19 protein-coding genes are annotated in these 15,963 nt (G+C 52.7%); 2 read left to right on the top strand and 17 right to left on the bottom strand.

What is annotated here, in order from left to right:
- Positions 1-28: 28 nt before the first annotated feature.
- Complete coding sequence (locus tag M0D42_RS00750; protein WP_265019709.1) at positions 29-670, bottom strand: LysE family translocator; 642 nt, start codon at positions 668-670, stop codon at positions 29-31.
- 219 nt (positions 671-889) lie between these two features.
- Between M0D42_RS00750 and M0D42_RS00745 the strand changes: the two genes are divergently transcribed.
- Positions 890-1,510 (top strand): transferrin-binding protein-like solute binding protein, encoded by a 621-nt coding sequence (locus M0D42_RS00745; protein WP_265019708.1) that lies wholly within the window; start codon positions 890-892, stop codon positions 1,508-1,510.
- A gap of 49 nt (positions 1,511-1,559) precedes the next feature.
- The gene (locus tag M0D42_RS00740) at positions 1,560-2,861 is read left to right on the top strand and encodes a surface lipoprotein assembly modifier (protein ID WP_265019707.1); all 1,302 of its coding nucleotides are present in this window, start codon (positions 1,560-1,562) and stop codon (positions 2,859-2,861) included.
- A gap of 132 nt (positions 2,862-2,993) precedes the next feature.
- On the opposite strand, the gene rplP is transcribed toward M0D42_RS00740, so the two are convergent.
- From rplP to fusA, 16 genes are all read right to left on the bottom strand, one after another.
- Positions 2,994-3,407: a 50S ribosomal protein L16 gene (gene rplP, locus M0D42_RS00735; RefSeq protein ID WP_058313892.1), complete on the bottom strand. Its 414-nt coding sequence runs from the start codon at positions 3,405-3,407 to the stop codon at positions 2,994-2,996.
- 14 nt (positions 3,408-3,421) lie between these two features.
- Entirely contained in the window at positions 3,422-4,129 is a 708-nt protein-coding gene (gene rpsC / locus M0D42_RS00730) for a 30S ribosomal protein S3 (RefSeq protein WP_265019706.1), read from the bottom strand.
- A complete protein-coding gene (gene rplV / locus M0D42_RS00725; protein WP_058313894.1) occupies positions 4,129-4,509 on the bottom strand; it encodes a 50S ribosomal protein L22 in 381 nt (126 codons plus the stop codon). Before rplV ends, rpsC begins: the two co-directional genes overlap by 1 nt.
- A gap of 3 nt (positions 4,510-4,512) precedes the next feature.
- Positions 4,513-4,791 (bottom strand): 30S ribosomal protein S19, encoded by a 279-nt coding sequence (rpsS, locus tag M0D42_RS00720; RefSeq protein ID WP_265019705.1) that lies wholly within the window; start codon positions 4,789-4,791, stop codon positions 4,513-4,515.
- A gap of 3 nt (positions 4,792-4,794) precedes the next feature.
- Positions 4,795-5,637 (bottom strand): 50S ribosomal protein L2, encoded by an 843-nt coding sequence (gene rplB, locus M0D42_RS00715; protein WP_058313896.1) that lies wholly within the window; start codon positions 5,635-5,637, stop codon positions 4,795-4,797.
- 270 nt (positions 5,638-5,907) lie between these two features.
- Entirely contained in the window at positions 5,908-6,486 is a 579-nt protein-coding gene (locus tag M0D42_RS00710; protein WP_265019704.1) for a hypothetical protein, read from the bottom strand.
- A gap of 197 nt (positions 6,487-6,683) precedes the next feature.
- On the bottom strand, positions 6,684-7,010 hold the full coding sequence (locus M0D42_RS00705) for a DUF2200 domain-containing protein (RefSeq protein WP_265019703.1): 327 nt from the start codon (positions 7,008-7,010) through the stop codon (positions 6,684-6,686).
- Between the two features lie 764 nt (positions 7,011-7,774).
- Positions 7,775-8,809 (bottom strand): fatty acid desaturase, encoded by a 1,035-nt coding sequence (locus M0D42_RS00700; RefSeq protein ID WP_265019702.1) that lies wholly within the window; start codon positions 8,807-8,809, stop codon positions 7,775-7,777.
- A gap of 133 nt (positions 8,810-8,942) precedes the next feature.
- A complete protein-coding gene (locus tag M0D42_RS00695; RefSeq protein ID WP_265019701.1) occupies positions 8,943-9,239 on the bottom strand; it encodes a 50S ribosomal protein L23 in 297 nt (98 codons plus the stop codon).
- Positions 9,236-9,853 carry a 50S ribosomal protein L4 gene (gene rplD, locus M0D42_RS00690; RefSeq protein ID WP_265019700.1) on the bottom strand — a complete coding sequence of 206 codons (618 nt, stop codon included), beginning with the start codon at positions 9,851-9,853 and terminating at the stop codon, positions 9,236-9,238. The genes M0D42_RS00695 and rplD overlap by 4 nt, the downstream gene beginning before the upstream one ends.
- Positions 9,850-10,575, bottom strand: a complete 726-nt coding sequence (gene rplC, locus M0D42_RS00685) for a 50S ribosomal protein L3 (protein WP_265019699.1) — start codon at positions 10,573-10,575, stop codon at positions 9,850-9,852. Before rplC ends, rplD begins: the two co-directional genes overlap by 4 nt.
- A gap of 11 nt (positions 10,576-10,586) precedes the next feature.
- Entirely contained in the window at positions 10,587-10,895 is a 309-nt protein-coding gene (gene rpsJ, locus M0D42_RS00680; protein WP_058313903.1) for a 30S ribosomal protein S10, read from the bottom strand.
- Between the two features lie 287 nt (positions 10,896-11,182).
- Positions 11,183-11,434 carry a hypothetical protein gene (locus M0D42_RS00675; RefSeq protein WP_265019698.1) on the bottom strand — a complete coding sequence of 84 codons (252 nt, stop codon included), beginning with the start codon at positions 11,432-11,434 and terminating at the stop codon, positions 11,183-11,185.
- 351 nt (positions 11,435-11,785) lie between these two features.
- Positions 11,786-12,469: a hypothetical protein gene (locus tag M0D42_RS00670; protein ID WP_265019697.1), complete on the bottom strand. Its 684-nt coding sequence runs from the start codon at positions 12,467-12,469 to the stop codon at positions 11,786-11,788.
- A gap of 116 nt (positions 12,470-12,585) precedes the next feature.
- Positions 12,586-13,761, bottom strand: a complete 1,176-nt coding sequence (gene tuf, locus M0D42_RS00665) for an elongation factor Tu (RefSeq protein WP_265019673.1) — start codon at positions 13,759-13,761, stop codon at positions 12,586-12,588.
- 79 nt (positions 13,762-13,840) lie between these two features.
- Positions 13,841-15,958 (bottom strand): elongation factor G, encoded by a 2,118-nt coding sequence (fusA, locus tag M0D42_RS00660; RefSeq protein ID WP_265019696.1) that lies wholly within the window; start codon positions 15,956-15,958, stop codon positions 13,841-13,843.
- Positions 15,959-15,963 lie beyond the last annotated feature (5 nt).

Here is a 15,963-nt window from a genome sequence, read left to right as displayed (position 1 = left end):
TCAGAGCGGCGCAATAGCCGCTCTTTCCTTATGCGCGCCGAATGGCTGCTTGAGCAGCTTCGGCGAGGATCAAAGACCCTGCCCCGCCGATAAACGCTGCCGCAAAACGATTGAGCCGCTTCAGCGCCTTGGGCTGAGTCATCATATTCCGCGCCTTGGACGCGAGCAGCATATAGGGCGCCAGCGCCGCGAAGATCACAAGAATGGTCAGCACCGACAGAACCGCCCATTGGGCGACATGCACGTTGTTGAGGTTCAGAACCGTGGGCAGCAGGGCAAGGTAGAACACGATGGTTTTCGGGTTGCCGAGCGTCACAAAGTAGCCCGCCAGAAACGACCCACCGTCTGATTGGTTTTTTGCCTTCTGCACACGCGTCAACCCGGCGTCGCTTGTCCAGAATTTGTAGGCGAGATAGAGCAGATAGGCCGCGCCGAGGAACTTGATTATGATGAATGCCCCTGCGAAAGCTTTCGCTATCGCTGCCAATCCTACGACCGCAACCGTCAAATAGGTCACATCCCCCAGCGCGATCCCGGCCAAAAACATCGAAGACGCCCGCTGATTTCCCCCAAGCGCCTGCCCAACTAAGGCGGCAATCCCTGGACCGGGAATGACGGCGGCAATACCGAGCGCGGCGATATAGGCAAGGTAAGGGGTGAGGGTTTCCATGGGATGCGTCCTAGTTCACAAGGTGCAAACAATCATGGGACAGTAGCAATTTCAATCCTGAACCTTGATCTAAAAAGCACCTGATTAAGAAATCAACGCGAACAATCGCTGGATAGCTTGACACTACTCAATCTCACAACCAAAACGGCACTAAATTAGATAGATATCACGCGCTAAATGCAAAGCGTTTAAATATTCAACTGATATTAGGATATATTAATGAAGGCTAAATTCACCATCGCTATGCTTGCAGCATCCACGTTAAGCGCTTGCGTTGCAGGCGTAGCAAGTTCCCCCACCACATCTCGAATTTCGAGCGTTTCGGGCGGTACAGTAAACGAATCTTTGAGCAGTGAGCAGAATGGTTCAGTTTCAGCAGCTGGTGTTGGAACTGTCGCCTATGTCACTGGAGTTGACCGCGATAGAGGTCAAATGGTTGCTGCCGCCGGTATTTCCGGAACGCCTAGCGTTGGGACAGCTCGCACATCCGGGAGCGGAACCTACAGCACCAACTACAGATATGGTGTTATTGACAATGTGTCCCGCACAAGCACCACTATCAGCGGAGTACAAGGCAGCGAAACAGGCTCGATGAGCCTTGCCGCTGATTTCGATGCTGGGACTTTAACTGGCTCCAACAGTGAATTGACTGTCAACGGAACGATTTCTGGTAGCACAGTTGGCGGCAGTGTCACCGCCACCTACTCGTATTCGACCTTGCGAGGAAGCATCAATGGCAACCTTGCGGGTTCAATCGGAAGGGACGGTGTGATCGGAACATTCCACGGTTCCGACAGTAACACAGTCATGGCTGGCGGTCTGGTGGGTACGGCGGACTAAAGTCTGTTGCCACTTGCAGAAGACCTAGAAGGTATCTTCAACAGTGCAGATGCGCTCTTCTAAAAAGATAGTGACAACGCTGGCTATATTGCTGGCGTTGCACGGTACGCCAGCGATTAGTGATACTATCTCACTGAGCAAACCCTTAGAGGCTGAGTTAACCGGCCTTATGAACCAAGGGCTAATTTCAGAAGCGCGCGAGTTGCTGGCGGAAAACCCGCATGAAGAGGCGGACAAACTTCTATTTGAAGGCCGTGTTTACAAGCTAAGTGGCGACCTAGATAAGGCAGTCGACTTTCTGGATAAGGCGCTAAGACTCCGTCCCTCTGATATTGTTATTCGACGAGAACTTGCGCACACCCTGTTCCTTGCCCAACGATATTCACGCGCACAGGCACATTTGCAAAAACTTGTAAGACAAGATGGCGACCCGTTGCTTAGGCAAAGCTATCTTTCAATGATGAATACAATTCGCAACAAACGCCCTGGCTCATTCGGGCTGACACTCGCGTTAGAGCCGTCTACAAATATCGTGAATGGCTCTTCTTCCGATGAATTCTATACACCGACCACTTCTATTCGCATTGATGATGCGTCTCGCGAGACGTCAGGCATAGGCCTCACAGCCATCTTGCTTGGCAAATACTCAGTTCTAAGACGCGCTAATACGAATATCGAATTCGACATCGGGATTTCGGCAACCCGATATTCTGTTGAACAGGCCAATGGGAAGGAAAACCTAAATTTCGGGATATCCTACCGGTTCGAAGACGAATTCTCAAAAATCAGCATTCGCCCAAACTGGCACCAAACCGAGACAGATTCCTTGCCTCGCGAAACAGGTTTCGGTGTTGAACTTGATTGGCGTAAGCGACTGACTTCAGATTCAGACATTCAAACTCGCGTTAGTACAGAATATGTCGAAGTGTCCGGACAACCAGATCGGAACGGCCTGAAAACCAATTTGCATCTGTCATATCAGAAACTTCTATCTCAGCGCACAGCACTTACGTTTGGCGCAGCGCTCGAGCGGAACTTGTCAGGTCTGGCCCATAACCAATATCGAGGAGGCCTGCTCCATCTCTCTCTCGGTTACGTTTTTCCATCCGGTGTCGTCAGCCATGCTCGAATCGCTTTCGGACGACGAAAATTCGATGAGGATTTCCCGCTGCTCAGCCACGAAAGAGCGGACAATTATGCTGAGCTCTCAATACAATTACGCAATGCTAAGTGGAATATCTGGGGGTTCAGCCCTGTCGCAACCTGCAAGCACACTTCTAACCAGTCAAATATCGACCTGTATACCTACAAAACAACAAGCTGTACCGCGTCACTTACCAAAGAATTCTAAGCGACGTATCAGTCGTTTAAGCGGAGTGAGATAGATGCCGCACCGCCCTCTCTTCAGGCCATAAAAAACCCCCGCCGCTTGCGCGCCGGAGGTCAATCTCGTCGTAGGGTGGGGTTTCACCCCACCAACCACTTACCAGTCTTCGCGCAGAACAACGCGTGTTTTCACCGGCAGCTTCATTGCGGCCAGACGCAGCGCTTCACGCGCAACTTCGTCGGACACACCGTCGATTTCAAACATCACGCGGCCAGGCTTGACTTTGCAGACCCAACGGTCAACAGAGCCTTTACCTTTACCCATACGAACTTCGATAGGTTTTGCAGTTACTGGCACATCTGGGAAGATGCGGATCCATACACGACCCTGACGTTTCATGTGGCGGGTCATCGCACGACGTGCCGCCTCAATCTGACGCGCAGTGACACGCTCTGGAGTGGTCGCTTTCAGACCGAAAGAACCGAAGTTCAGAGTGGAACCACCCTTCGCATCGCCCTTGATCCGGCCTTTGTGCGCCTTACGGAATTTAGTACGCTTTGGTTGAAGCATCTTTCAAATCTCCCTTAGCGGCGACCGCCTGCACCGCGAGGTGCTGGGCCGTCCTGGAGTTCTTGTGCTTTACGGTCACGCGCCGCTGGATCGTGTTCCATGATCTCGCCTTTGAAGATCCAGGTTTTGATCCCGATGATACCGTAAGGTGTCATCGCTTCGGAGTGTGCGTAATCGATGTCTGCACGCAGAGTGTGCAAAGGCACACGACCTTCACGGTACCATTCGGTACGCGCGATTTCCGCGCCGCCCAGACGACCTGCAACGTTCACGCGGATGCCCAGAGCACCCATACGCATTGCGTTCTGAACCGCACGTTTCATCGCACGACGGAAAGATACACGGCGTTCCAGCTGCTGAGCGATGGACTCGCCAACCAGCTGAGCGTCGAGCTCTGGCTTACGTACTTCAACGATGTTCAGGTGCAGTTCGCTTTCGGTCATCGCAGCAATCTTCTTACGCAGAACTTCAATGTCCGCGCCTTTCTTGCCGATAATAACGCCAGGACGTGCAGTGTGGATTGTCACGCGGCACTTCTTGTGCGGACGTTCAATGATCACACGTGCAACACCAGCTTGCTTGCACTCTTTTTTGATGAACTCACGGATTTTCAGGTCTTCAAGCAGAAGATCGCCGTAGTCTTTGGTGTCCGCGTACCAGCGGCTGTCCCAAGTACGGTTGATCTGCAGGCGCATGCCGACCGGATTGACTTTATGTCCCATTAGGCTTGCTCCTCTACTTGACGCACCTTGATGGTGATCTCAGCAAATGGCTTGATGATTTTGCCGAAACGGCCACGTGCACGAGGACGACCGCGCTTCATGGTCAGGTTCTTACCAACGTAAGCTTCTGCCACGATCAGTTCGTCCACATCCAGGTTGTGGTTGTTTTCAGCATTGGCGATGGCGGACTGAAGGCATTTCTTCACGTCCTGAGCGACACGCTTGTTGGAGAAAGTCAGGTCGGTCAGAGCCTTCTCAACTTTCTTGCCGCGGATCATGCCAGCAACCAGGTTCAGTTTTTGCGGGGAAGTACGGAGCATGCGCAGTTTTGCCATTGCTTCGTTATCTGCCACGCGGCGGGGATTCTTTGCCTTGCCCATGACTTACTTCCGTTTCGCTTTTTTATCAGCCGCGTGACCGTAGTAGGTACGGGTTGGTGAATATTCACCAAACTTCTGGCCGATCATTTCTTCGGAAACCAAAACTGGTACGTGTTTTTGACCGTTGTACACACCAAATGTCAGGCCAACGAACTGTGGCAGGATGGTGGAACGACGGGACCAGATTTTGATCACTTCGTTGCGGCCGCTTTCGCGAGCTGCTTCTGCCTTCTTGAGGACATAAGAGTCAACAAAAGGGCCTTTCCAGACTGAACGAGACATAGATTAACGTCCCTTCTTCTTGGCGTGACGCGAGCGGATAATAAGCTTTTGCGACGCTTTGTTCTTGTTGCGAGTGCGCTTACCCTTTGTCGGTTTACCCCAAGGAGTAACCGGGTGACGACCACCAGAGGTACGACCTTCACCACCACCGTGCGGGTGGTCGATTGGGTTCATAACAACACCACGGACGGATGGGCGGATGCCTTTGTGGCGCATACGACCAGCTTTACCGTAGTTCTGGTTGGAGTTGTCTGGGTTGGATACCGCACCAACGGTTGCCATGCATTCCTGACGGACCATGCGCAGTTCGCCAGAAGAAAGGCGGATCTGAGCGTAGCCACCGTCACGGCCTACGAACTGAGCGTAGGTGCCCGCTGCACGTGCGATCTGACCACCTTTACCAGGCTTCAGTTCGATGTTGTGCACGATGGTACCGATTGGCAGACCAGAGAACGGCATTGCGTTACCTGGTTTGATGTCTGCTTTTGCAGACGCGATGACCTGATCACCGACAGCCAGACGCTGAGGCGCCAGGATGTAAGCTTGCTCGCCATCTTCGTATTTCACGAGTGCGATGAACGCGGTCCGGTTCGGGTCGTATTCGATCCGCTCTACAGTTGCCGCGACATCAAACTTGTTCCGTTTGAAATCAACGATCCGGTACAGACGCTTTGCGCCACCGCCACGACGACGAGAAGTGATCCGTCCGGTATTGTTCCGGCCGCCCGATTTGGTCAAACCCTCTGTGAGGGACTTGACTGGACGTCCTTTCCAAAGCTCCGAACGGTCGATCAGAACCAGCCCACGCTGGCCCGGCGTCGTCGGTTTATACGACTTGAGTGCCATGTTTACTGTCTTCCGTTTAGCAATGCGGGCTGGCCTTATGAGGTGCCGGTACCCGCGATGTTAGCCCCCCATCTTGGAAGAATGGGTGACCGTATGAAGGGCCCCGAAGGTCCCGGTATAAAAGGCAATCAGCCCCAGAACGAATCTGAGGCCGATTTCCACTCGCGCGAAGTATCAGGGTTTGGAGGGCGTGGCAACAAAATACCGACTGTATTTCATTACCTTCAGTTCATATAAAAATCGCACGTTCAAAAAGATTCTGAACCCGGACTACACGTCCACAGATCCGCCCACGTGTTCAGGCGGCCAGAACAATGACAAAAAATCAACTTCGCTTAGCCAGAGAAACATGAACAAGTTGAAACAGAAAAGTAACAAGAAAATTAGTCCAGTGTTCCAGTAGACAAAGAATACCTCCCAAGGCCAAAGACGATCGGGCCTGTGTTCTTTGAGGTAATGCTCCCAAGACTCTGGAGCTTCGCAACCGACCTTATGATACAAAAAAGACTCTAATTTTTTGCTATAGTTACCAAGTGTTAACAGAATACCATATTCGACCTTCAATCGTATAAATATGAGCATACTGAATGCGGTGGACGCAAAAAGCACGACCGTCGGATCAAAGCCGATTGTCTTGCCGGTCATCTTCCCTAGAAGCCAAGCGTAGAACACTGCGTACCCGGAAATAACTGTAATTTCCAACCGCCAGATTGCGGATAAAAGTGCATTCAATTGATCTCGGCAGCTACCCCATTCCAACAACGCAAATTCACGTACTTCAGCTTTTGCTTTAGCATCCAAATGACTTATTTCGTTCGCCTCAAGTTCGGATTTTGCGCTGTCACACATGTACTTGGCCTGTCATATTTCTTTTTTGATAATTTGACCGTTTTTAACAACAATCTGAGAAGTTACTAGAAGTACTTACATTTCCGATCGAGACAGCCCTCATCGCAAGACGCCTGACTGCAGCCGGTTGTCAGGCGCAGCACATTAGACATCGAGTAACGTTGCCTCTAACTAGATTAGAGAGCTGCTATCGCGCCTTACCCTCGCAAAATGTTATTAAAGTTCTTTCCAAGGGCAAGCTCATCCAACAGCCTATCTAAATTCCGGATTTCCCGCATCAACGGGTCTTCAATCTCCATATCCCGCACACCGCAGACCGCCTCTTTGATCAAGTCTCGCTTCCGGTTCATCTGCGACGGTTCAGCAAAGAACGCCTCAAAGTCCCGCTCATCATACAGAGCCTTTTCAAGTCCTGTCGCATCATATCCCGTCAGCCACGCAATGATTTCATCCAGTTGCGCTTTGCTGCGATCTATCTTTTCGACTTTGCTTACGTTGTGCGGATAGATGCTGGCAAAGTTCATTTTTGAAAATCGGGTGTGACATGGGGTGCCACCCTGAACCTAAGCTTCCACCAACATGCGCAAAAAAAGGCGCGACCGTTGGATAATTTCAATCCGTAGGGTGCGTGTTCACACGCACCGCTCCGCCCAAGCCAAACGCAATACCGGTGCGTGAAATCACGCACCCTACCCTGTCTCCAAATCAACAAATTCTTCGCTCAAATTCTCCACATAGAGCGGCCAAACCCAATCCAAGAAATTTCAAACCTTCGGATTTTGACCATGCGCCTTTTCCTCTCAGCCCTCGTCGCCACCACCCTAGCCGGATGCGTCCCGCCTGCCATCGAAAACAGCAGACCCATTGGGTTTGACGCTTACCTCAGTGGGGAACGCGGCGGCTATACACCGCTACCAAACGATACAAATCCCCTAGCACCAAACTTAACGAGACCTGCTGGTTCTACTGGCGAGAGCCAAAGCACAGCAGAAAAACTGCGCGTAAAAGTTCCTGTATACACTTTCGAAGGGAGCCGCCGGGCATTCTCAGAGAAGCTTACCCCCTGTCGCAAACAAGCCGGCATTACCGGCCAATTTCGGGTCGAATTCCTTTACATAGATGGGAAAACACATCGTTGGCTAGAACCGCATGATGGCGTTACATCCACACAAGCCCATATCGCCAACAAATGTTTGGCATCGTAGGCCGGGCTTCAGCCCGGCACCACCACCGCCAATAAAAAAGCCGGGCTGAAGCCCGGCCTACCAACTTTTTGTAGGATGGGGTTTTACCCCACCAAAGCCCGCGCCTCTTTGTAAGACAAGAGCCGCTTGCCCTCCTCGTCCCACAGATGCAGCTTCGCCGTCGCAAGGCTTTCCCGGATGGTCAACTCTGCACCCACGGCCAAATCCCCATGATCCCGCAGAACTTCCGGCAATCGATAAAACGGAATGCGGCTGTTCAGGTGATGTACGTGATGGATGCCGATATTGCCGCTGAGCCACTGCAGAACTGGCGGCAGCAGGTAATGCGAGCTGCCATGCAGCGCGGCTTCATGCATGTCCCAGTCGGGTTCGTTCTCCCAATGGGTATGCTCAAACTGGTGCTGGACGTAAAACAGCCAGACGCCTAACGAAGCGGCCAGAACAGTCGACGGCAAGAAGATCAACAGGATCGGCGCCCAGCCCCCAACCAGATAGATCGGACCAAGCAGTGCCAGAATCCCAAGGTTATTGCCCATGGCGCTGATCCAGAATTTACGCTGATCCATAAAGCCAAAGGGCAAACGGTTCACCAGTAGAAACAAAATCCCTGGGGCGATGAGGAAGGTCATGATCGGGTTGCGATAGATGCGGTAGTAAAGCTGCTCGATCCAGCCCGCTGCATTGTACTCGCGCACCGTCATCGTGCGAATGTCACCCAGACCACGGCGGTCCAAATTGCCGGAGCCGCTATGATGCACCGCATGCGCGTAGCGCCACATCTCATAGGGCGTCACGGTCAACACGCCAGTCAGACGGCCAATCCAATCGCCGAGGGCTCGGTTCTCAACAAAGGACCGGTGGCCGCAATCATGCTGGATAATAAAGAGCCGCACGAGGATTGGACCATTGAGCAACGCCATGGCAAAACTCAGCCAGTAGCTGACAGACATGGCCCACCAAGCTGCCGCCCAGATCGCAACGAAAGGCAGCAGCGTGACGACAAGCTCAAACATGCTGCGCGAGAAATTCGGAGTGCGGTATTTAATCAGTATCTTGGCCCATTCCCGGGCGGAGACAGATTCTGAGTCAGTGGATGGTGTAGCGTTTAGGTCAAACATGCGCCCGCTTCTTAGTGTTAGTATTCAGCGACGCGGCCTTATGGCGACGACCTAAATTCGATCTGGTCCAAAGCTCGAAAAACAAAAGCCCCCGCTCTCGCAGGGGCTTCCGTAAAGTTTACCAGCGCACCAATCAGAGACCGGTGGAGACGTCGATTGTGTTGCCCTCTTCGAGCGTCACATATGCTTTTTTAACGTCTTTGCGCTTACCCATGGTACCACGGAAACGCTTGGTTTTACCTTTAGTGATCGTGGTGTTCACAGCTTTCACCTTCACACCAAACAGAGCCTCAACAGCTTCTTTGATCTGAGGTTTGTTGCTGTCGATTGCCACTTCGAAAACCACTGCGCCATTCTCGGACGCCATGGTGGCCTTCTCGGTGATGACCGGCTTGCGGATCACATCGTAGTGTTCTGCCTTCGCGCTCATTTCAGTCGAGCCTCCAGTGCTTCGATACCCGCTTTGGTGATCACGAGAGTGTCACGCTTCAGGATATCATAAACGTTTGCACCCATTGTTGGCAGGATATCCAGACCTTCAATGTTTGCAGCTGCTTGTTTGAAGTTTGCGTTCGCTTCTGCACCGTCGATAACAAGCGCGCGTTTCCAGCCCAGGTTTGCAACCTGTTTCGCCAGAGCAGCGGTTTTGCCTTCTGCGGATGCGTCTTCGATCACAACCAGTTCGCCAGCTTTCGCTTTTGCGGACAGGGCGTGCTTCAGACCAAGCTTGCGGAACTTCTTAGGCAGGTCGTGGCCGTGGGAACGGACAACTGGGCCTTTGTAGATGCCACCACCGCGGAAGATCGGCGCGTTACGGTCACCGTGACGTGCGCCACCGGTGCCTTTTTGGCGATAGATCTTTTTGGTGGAGTAAGAAGTTTCAGAACGTGTCTTAACCTTGTGAGTACCCGCCTGCGCGTTGTTACGCTGCCAGCGAACAACACGGTGCAGGATGTCCGCACGCGGTTCCAGACCGAACAGATCTTCAGACAGCTCAACGGAACCCGCTTTGCCGCCGTCCAGTTTGATGACGTCTAGTTTCATGCTTCACCACCTTCCGCAGGCGCTTCTTCAGCTGGTGCTTCAGTTGCTGCAGATTTCAGAGCCGCTGGGAACGGAACGTTCTCAGGCAGTTTCTTTTTCACGGCGTCTTTCACTGTGACCCAGCCACCTTTGGAGCCAGGTACGGCGCCTTTGATGAACACAAGACCGCGGTCCGCGTCAGTTTTGACGACTTCCAGGTTTTGTGTGGTCACGCGTACCGCACCCATGTGACCCGCCATTTTCTTACCTTTGAAAACGCGACCTGGGTTCTGACACTGACCGGTCGAACCGTGGGAACGGTGAGAGATGGAAACACCGTGAGAGGCACGCAGACCGCCGAAGTTGTGGCGCTTCATCGCACCGGCAAAACCTTTACCGATAGATGTGCCCGCAACGTCAACTTTCTGACCGTCAACGAAGTGCTCTGCAGAGATCTCTGCACCGACTTCGATCAGGTTTGCTTCGTCAACGCGGAATTCTGCAACCTTGCGCTTAGGCTCAACCTTCGCTTTTGCGAAGTGACCACGCATGGCTTTGGAAGTGCGCTTTGCTTTTGCGGAACCTGCACCCAGCTGAACAGCTGTGTAGCCGTCACGCTCGTTGGTGCGCTGGTCTACAACTTGCAGACCGTCGAGAGAAAGAACGGTCACAGGGATCTGCTTGCCGTCTTCCATGAACAAGCGGGTCATGCCCACTTTTTTTGCGATAATACCGGAACGCATATCAGAACCCCTTAAACTGAGATCTGAACGTCAACGCCAGCCGCCAGGTCGAGCTTCATCAGCGCGTCCACGGTTTGTGGGGTTGGGTTAACGATGTCCAGCATACGCTTGTGCGTACGAATTTCGAACTGGTCACGAGATTTCTTGTCAACGTGTGGACCACGCAGAACGGTGAACTTCTCGATTTTGTTTGGCAGTGGGATCGGGCCACGTACGTCAGCGCCGGTGCGCTTTGCAGTGTTTACGATTTCCTGAGTGCTTGCATCCAGCACGCGGTAATCGAATGCCTTCAGCCGAATGCGAATGTTTTGACTTTGCATTTCGTCAGCCTTTATTGGCGTCTGAGTTGAGAGGAGGACCTGCGACCACCGCAAACCCTCATCGAACCCAAAAGGCGGGAATCACCCCGCCTCACTGTTCTTAAAGAGAACTCGCGCGATATACGGCTAGAACGCCTTGCTGGCAAGGGGTTTTGTTGCGAAACAGTTGCGTTTGTTGAGTGCGATGGGGTTGGAATGCGTTAACCACGAAGGCAAACGTAGGGTGCGTGATTTCACGCACTTAAGAAACCGAAAATCACCCCGCACCATTCACCCTCAATTCCCGGTTACTTTGCGCAAGTTCCAGTAAATTTGCCCACACCTTTTTTGTTACGTGTTATCTGCAAATTAGTAACTCGCGTACCCTTCGGGCATAGCGCTCCAAACGCATTATTCTGCAGGTCTTCGTTGGTCCAACCTGGTCCTGCTTTGCCTTTGAATTCCGCGCCGTGATGAGAAACGTTTAGCATGTTGTCTTTGGAGCCAGCCTGCACAGACGTAGCGGCCAACAGCAATGCGACCAAAATAAACTTGTTCATTGTATCCTCGTTCGAAAATTAGTTGTTGAACTTCTAGTGGCACGATCAACACGACACAAGCCACAACCCTAGAGTGAAACGCTTCAGAGCTCTCGTCGATCGCAAAGTCAAAGATTTTGCAGCCCGCGAACCGCCTATACAGACGTAAAACACTTCAACAAAGCCGGGCAGCGCCCGACCTCGGGTGGGCATCGAGCCACTCTCGTGGGGCAGTTTATTTATCCGCTTTTGATCGGACGATGCGTATGGCGAGAGGTTGCGAAAGCGCCCTCCCGGCGGGAGGTCGGGCGCTGCCCGGCGGCGCTACGCGCCTTGTTCCGGGCGAGTACTTATCGCGTACTACGACTTGGTCTACGAACTAAAGGCCAGCAACCAATCACTGCTAGACACATTAAACCCATTTTTAGATAAACAATGCACAAGCGGCCCCATATGCGCCGCCCCAAAGATCACAGCGATCGACTGGATGGGTTCTGCATCATCCAAAACTTCAAAAATAGTTTTTTGAAGGTGCATATCTCGGGTTTCGCTAAGTGCACTGAAAACCGCTGCGACCTCTTCATTCCAAGACATTATCCAATCTCGGTCTTTTAAATCATTTGAGTTGAGCTTACGCCCGATCGACGAACGTCTTGCGGTCAATCGCTTCCAAATTCCTAGCACCCCTGCGCCCAATTCCAATAGCACTCTTGTTCGTAACGGTGCTTCGTTCCAGATTGCATCAAAGTCTTCACCTGGCAGGTCGCCGAGAATTGTTTGAGCGTTGCCTTTTGGAAATTTCGGTTGCACCACCATGCCTAACTTCTCAGGTTTAAGCCAACGGTAGGAACGCGTAATTCGCGTCGCGACCTTGGAGCCAATCCCCTCTAAAATAACAAGGTCATGTTCTGCCGCATCAGTATAAACCGCGTCGTAAAACGCCTGTTCCGCGATGTGAACCATTGGGAAAATTGTGATAGTTATACCGCGTTCGACGTTTACCAGCTCATACTTTGCAGAACGCAGTCCGACGACAGACCATTCTAAAAACTGCACTTTAAATCCTATTGGGTTTTAAATTCAGACTAATATCAATTGAACAAACTTAGAGTATCAACAGCAAAAGGGCGCCCCTAGGGACGCCCTTTCATAATTTCTGACGACGTCAGGAATTACTCAGTGATTTTGGAAACAACACCGGAACCAACGGTGCGGCCGCCTTCGCGGATCGCGAAGCGCAGACCTGCTTCCATCGCGATTGGTGCGATCAGCTCAACGTCGAACTTCAGGTTGTCGCCTGGCATAACCATTTCTGTGCCGGATGGCAGGTTAACAGTGCCGGTCACGTCTGTTGTACGGAAGTAGAACTGCGGACGGTAGTTCGCGAAGAATGGGGTGTGACGACCACCTTCTTCTTTGGTCAGAATGTATGCTTCTGCTTCGAACTTGGTGTGAGGCTGTACGGAACCTGGCTTACACAGAACCTGGCCACGCTCAACCGCTTCACGGTCAACACCACGCAGCAGCGCGCCGATGTTGTCGCCCGCTTCACCGGAGTCCAGCAGCTTGCGGAACATTTCAACACCAGTACATGTGGTTTTCTGAGTGTCTTTGATGCCAACGATTTCGATTTCGTCGCCAACGTTGATCACGCCACGCTCAACACGGCCAGTCACAACAGTACCGCGGCCAGAGATCGAGAACACGTCTTCGATTGGCATCAGGAACGGCTGGTCAGTCGCACGTGGTGGCTGTGGGATGTACTCGTCAACAGCCGCCATCAGCTCAGCGATTTTCTCTTTGCCGATGTTGTCGTCACGATCTTCCAGAGCCGCCAGAGCGGAGCCTGCAATCACAGGGATGTCGTCGCCTGGGAATTCGTACTCAGACAGCAGCTCGCGAATTTCCATTTCAACCAGCTCGAGCAGCTCTTCGTCGTCAACCTGGTCAACTTTGTTCATGAAAACAACCATCGCAGGGATGCCAACCTGGCGGCCCAGCAGGATGTGCTCACGAGTCTGTGGCATTGGGCCGTCAGCTGCGTTCACAACCAGGATCGCGCCGTCCATCTGCGCCGCACCGGTGATCATGTTTTTCACGTAGTCAGCGTGGCCTGGGCAGTCAACGTGTGCGTAGTGACGTGCTTCGGTTTCGTATTCCACGTGCGCTGTGGAGATGGTGATGCCGCGTGCTTTTTCTTCTGGTGCGCCGTCGATTTCGTCGTACGCTTTGAAGTCACCAAATTGCTTGGTGATTGCCGCTGTCAGTGTTGTTTTACCGTGGTCAACGTGGCCGATTGTGCCGATGTTGCAGTGCGGTTTGGAACGTTCAAACTTTTCCTTAGCCATAATGGCCTCCTATTTGGGGATGCCGGGCAGACGCCCGGCCTACAGTGGGTGGGTAGGGCGGGTTTCCCCGCCGCCCCCGTTAAGCGTATTTCGCCTGAATTTCTTCAGAGATGTTGTTTGGCACTGGGTCGTAGTGGTCAAACTGCATAGTGAACTGCGCGCGGCCAGAAGACATCGAACGCAGGGTGTTGATGTAGCCGAACATGTTCGCCAGAGGCACAAATGCGTCGATCGCAACCGCGTTACCACGTGGTTCCTGACCAGACACTTGACCACGACGGGATGTCAGGTCGCCGATGATGCCGCCGGTATACTCCTCAGGAGTGATAACTTCGACCTTCATCATTGGTTCCAGCAGTTTCGCACCCGCCAGTCTCATACCTTCACGCATTGCCATACGGGATGCGATTTCGAAGGCCAGAACGGAAGAGTCAACGTCGTGGAACTTACCGTCGATCAGAGCAACCTTGAAGTCGATCACTGGGAAGCCAGCCAGAGGGCCGCTATCCATGACAGACTGGATGCCTTTTTCAACACCTGGGATGTATTCCTTCGGAACCGCACCACCAACGATGCGAGATTCAAAGGAGTAACCCTCGCCTGGCTCAGTTGGTGTGATGATGAGTTTAACTTCACCATACTGACCAGAACCACCAGACTGTTTCTTGTGGGTGTATGTGTGCTCGACTTCGTGGCCGATGGTTTCACGGTATGCCACCTGCGGTGCACCGATGTTCGCCTCAACCTTGAATTCACGCTTCAGACGATCCACCAGGATGTCCAGGTGCAGTTCGCCCATGCCTTTCATGATGGTCTGACCGGATTCCAGGTCAGTCTCAACACGGAAGGATGGATCTTCTGCTGCCAGACGCTGCAGACCCTGAGACATTTTCTCTTGGTCAGCTTTTGTCTTAGGCTCAACCGCGATCTCGATCACCGGATCTGGGAAGGTCATGGTTTCCAGAACAACAGGGTCGTTGACAGCACAAAGTGTGTCACCGGTTGTAGTGTCTTTCAGACCCGCCAGCGCGATGATGTCACCAGCAAATGCTTCGGTGATTTCTTCACGGTTGTTGGAGTGCATCATCATCATACGACCGATGCGCTCTTTGCGGCCTTTGGTGGAGTTCAGCAGGGTGTCGCCTTTGTTCAGCGTACCAGAGTAGATACGTGTGAATGTCAGGGAGCCAACGAACGGGTCGTTCATGATTTTGAACGCCAGACCAGAGAACGCCATTTCGTCGTCCGCGCGGCGGGCGATGTCACGTGTTTCTGTTTCGTCGCCTGGTTTGAAGCCCATGTAATCAACAACGTCCAGTGGGGACGGCAGATAGTCGATCACAGCGTTCAAGAGCGGCTGAACACCTTTGTTTTTGAACGCGGAACCACCCAGAACCGGAACGAAGTCCAGAGCCAGTGTGCCTTTGCGCAGAAGCTCACGCAGCTTTTCTACGGATGGCTCTTCGCCTTCCAGATACGCTTCCATTGCTTCTTCGTCCTGCTCAACAGCAGTCTCGATCATCTTTTCACGCCACTCATTCGCCATGTCCTGAAGTTCAGGGCGGATGTCACGTTTGTCCCAAGATGCGCCAAGGTCTTCGCCTTCGTAGACCCATTCTTTCATGGTCACGAGGTCAACCAGGCCTTCCAGCTCGGTTTCTGCACCGATCGGAATACCAACAGGTACAGCACGTGCCCCTGTACGGTCTTCGATCATGTTAACGCAGTTGAAGAAGTCCGCGCCGATCTTGTCCATTTTGTTAACGAACACGATACGTGGAACGGAGTAGCGGTCAGCCTGACGCCAAACGGTTTCAGTCTGAGGCTCAACACCTGCGTTTGCGTCAAGAACACAAACCGCGCCATCGAGAACCGCCAGGGAACGCTCAACTTCGATGGTGAAGTCAACGTGGCCTGGAGTGTCGATGATGTTCAGACGGTGCTTAGGAGTGTCGGCTGTTTGGCCGTCCTCTGTGCGCTCCCAGAAAGTGGTGGTCGCAGCGGAAGTGATGGTGATACCACGTTCCTGTTCCTGCTCCATCCAGTCCATGGTCGCCGCACCATCGTGCACTTCGCCGATGTTGTGGGACTTACCTGTGTAGTACAGGATGCGCTCGGAACAGGTTGTTTTACCCGCATCGATGTGCGCCATGATACCGAAGTTACGGTAGTGATTAAGCGTATATTCGCGTGCCATTGGTC

The organism is Cognatishimia activa (assembly GCF_026016445.1).
In the GTDB taxonomy this organism is placed as follows: domain Bacteria; phylum Pseudomonadota; class Alphaproteobacteria; order Rhodobacterales; family Rhodobacteraceae; genus Cognatishimia; species Cognatishimia activa_B.
This window is presented reverse-complemented; position numbering and strand designations above follow the sequence as displayed.

Bases quoted from the DNA above. Each gene is read 5' to 3' on its own strand.
- M0D42_RS00750 (WP_265019709.1), bottom strand. From the start codon at position 670: ATGGAAACCCTCACCCCTTACCTTGCCTATATCGCCGCGCTCGGTATT.
- M0D42_RS00745 (WP_265019708.1), top strand. From the start codon at position 890: ATGAAGGCTAAATTCACCATCGCTATGCTTGCAGCATCCACGTTAAGC.
- M0D42_RS00740 (WP_265019707.1), top strand. From the start codon at position 1,560: ATGCGCTCTTCTAAAAAGATAGTGACAACGCTGGCTATATTGCTGGCG.
- rplP (WP_058313892.1), bottom strand. From the start codon at position 3,407: ATGCTTCAACCAAAGCGTACTAAATTCCGTAAGGCGCACAAAGGCCGG.
- rpsC (WP_265019706.1), bottom strand. From the start codon at position 4,129: ATGGGACATAAAGTCAATCCGGTCGGCATGCGCCTGCAGATCAACCGT.
- rplV (WP_058313894.1), bottom strand. From the start codon at position 4,509: ATGGGCAAGGCAAAGAATCCCCGCCGCGTGGCAGATAACGAAGCAATG.
- rpsS (WP_265019705.1), bottom strand. From the start codon at position 4,791: ATGTCTCGTTCAGTCTGGAAAGGCCCTTTTGTTGACTCTTATGTCCTC.
- rplB (WP_058313896.1), bottom strand. From the start codon at position 5,637: ATGGCACTCAAGTCGTATAAACCGACGACGCCGGGCCAGCGTGGGCTG.
- M0D42_RS00710 (WP_265019704.1), bottom strand. From the start codon at position 6,486: ATGTGTGACAGCGCAAAATCCGAACTTGAGGCGAACGAAATAAGTCAT.
- M0D42_RS00705 (WP_265019703.1), bottom strand. From the start codon at position 7,010: ATGAACTTTGCCAGCATCTATCCGCACAACGTAAGCAAAGTCGAAAAG.
- M0D42_RS00700 (WP_265019702.1), bottom strand. From the start codon at position 8,809: ATGTTTGACCTAAACGCTACACCATCCACTGACTCAGAATCTGTCTCC.
- M0D42_RS00695 (WP_265019701.1), bottom strand. From the start codon at position 9,239: ATGAGCGCGAAGGCAGAACACTACGATGTGATCCGCAAGCCGGTCATC.
- rplD (WP_265019700.1), bottom strand. From the start codon at position 9,853: ATGAAACTAGACGTCATCAAACTGGACGGCGGCAAAGCGGGTTCCGTT.
- rplC (WP_265019699.1), bottom strand. From the start codon at position 10,575: ATGCGTTCCGGTATTATCGCAAAAAAAGTGGGCATGACCCGCTTGTTC.
- rpsJ (WP_058313903.1), bottom strand. From the start codon at position 10,895: ATGCAAAGTCAAAACATTCGCATTCGGCTGAAGGCATTCGATTACCGC.
- M0D42_RS00675 (WP_265019698.1), bottom strand. From the start codon at position 11,434: ATGAACAAGTTTATTTTGGTCGCATTGCTGTTGGCCGCTACGTCTGTG.
- tuf (WP_265019673.1), bottom strand. From the start codon at position 13,761: ATGGCTAAGGAAAAGTTTGAACGTTCCAAACCGCACTGCAACATCGGC.
- fusA (WP_265019696.1), bottom strand. From the start codon at position 15,958: ATGGCACGCGAATATACGCTTAATCACTACCGTAACTTCGGTATCATG.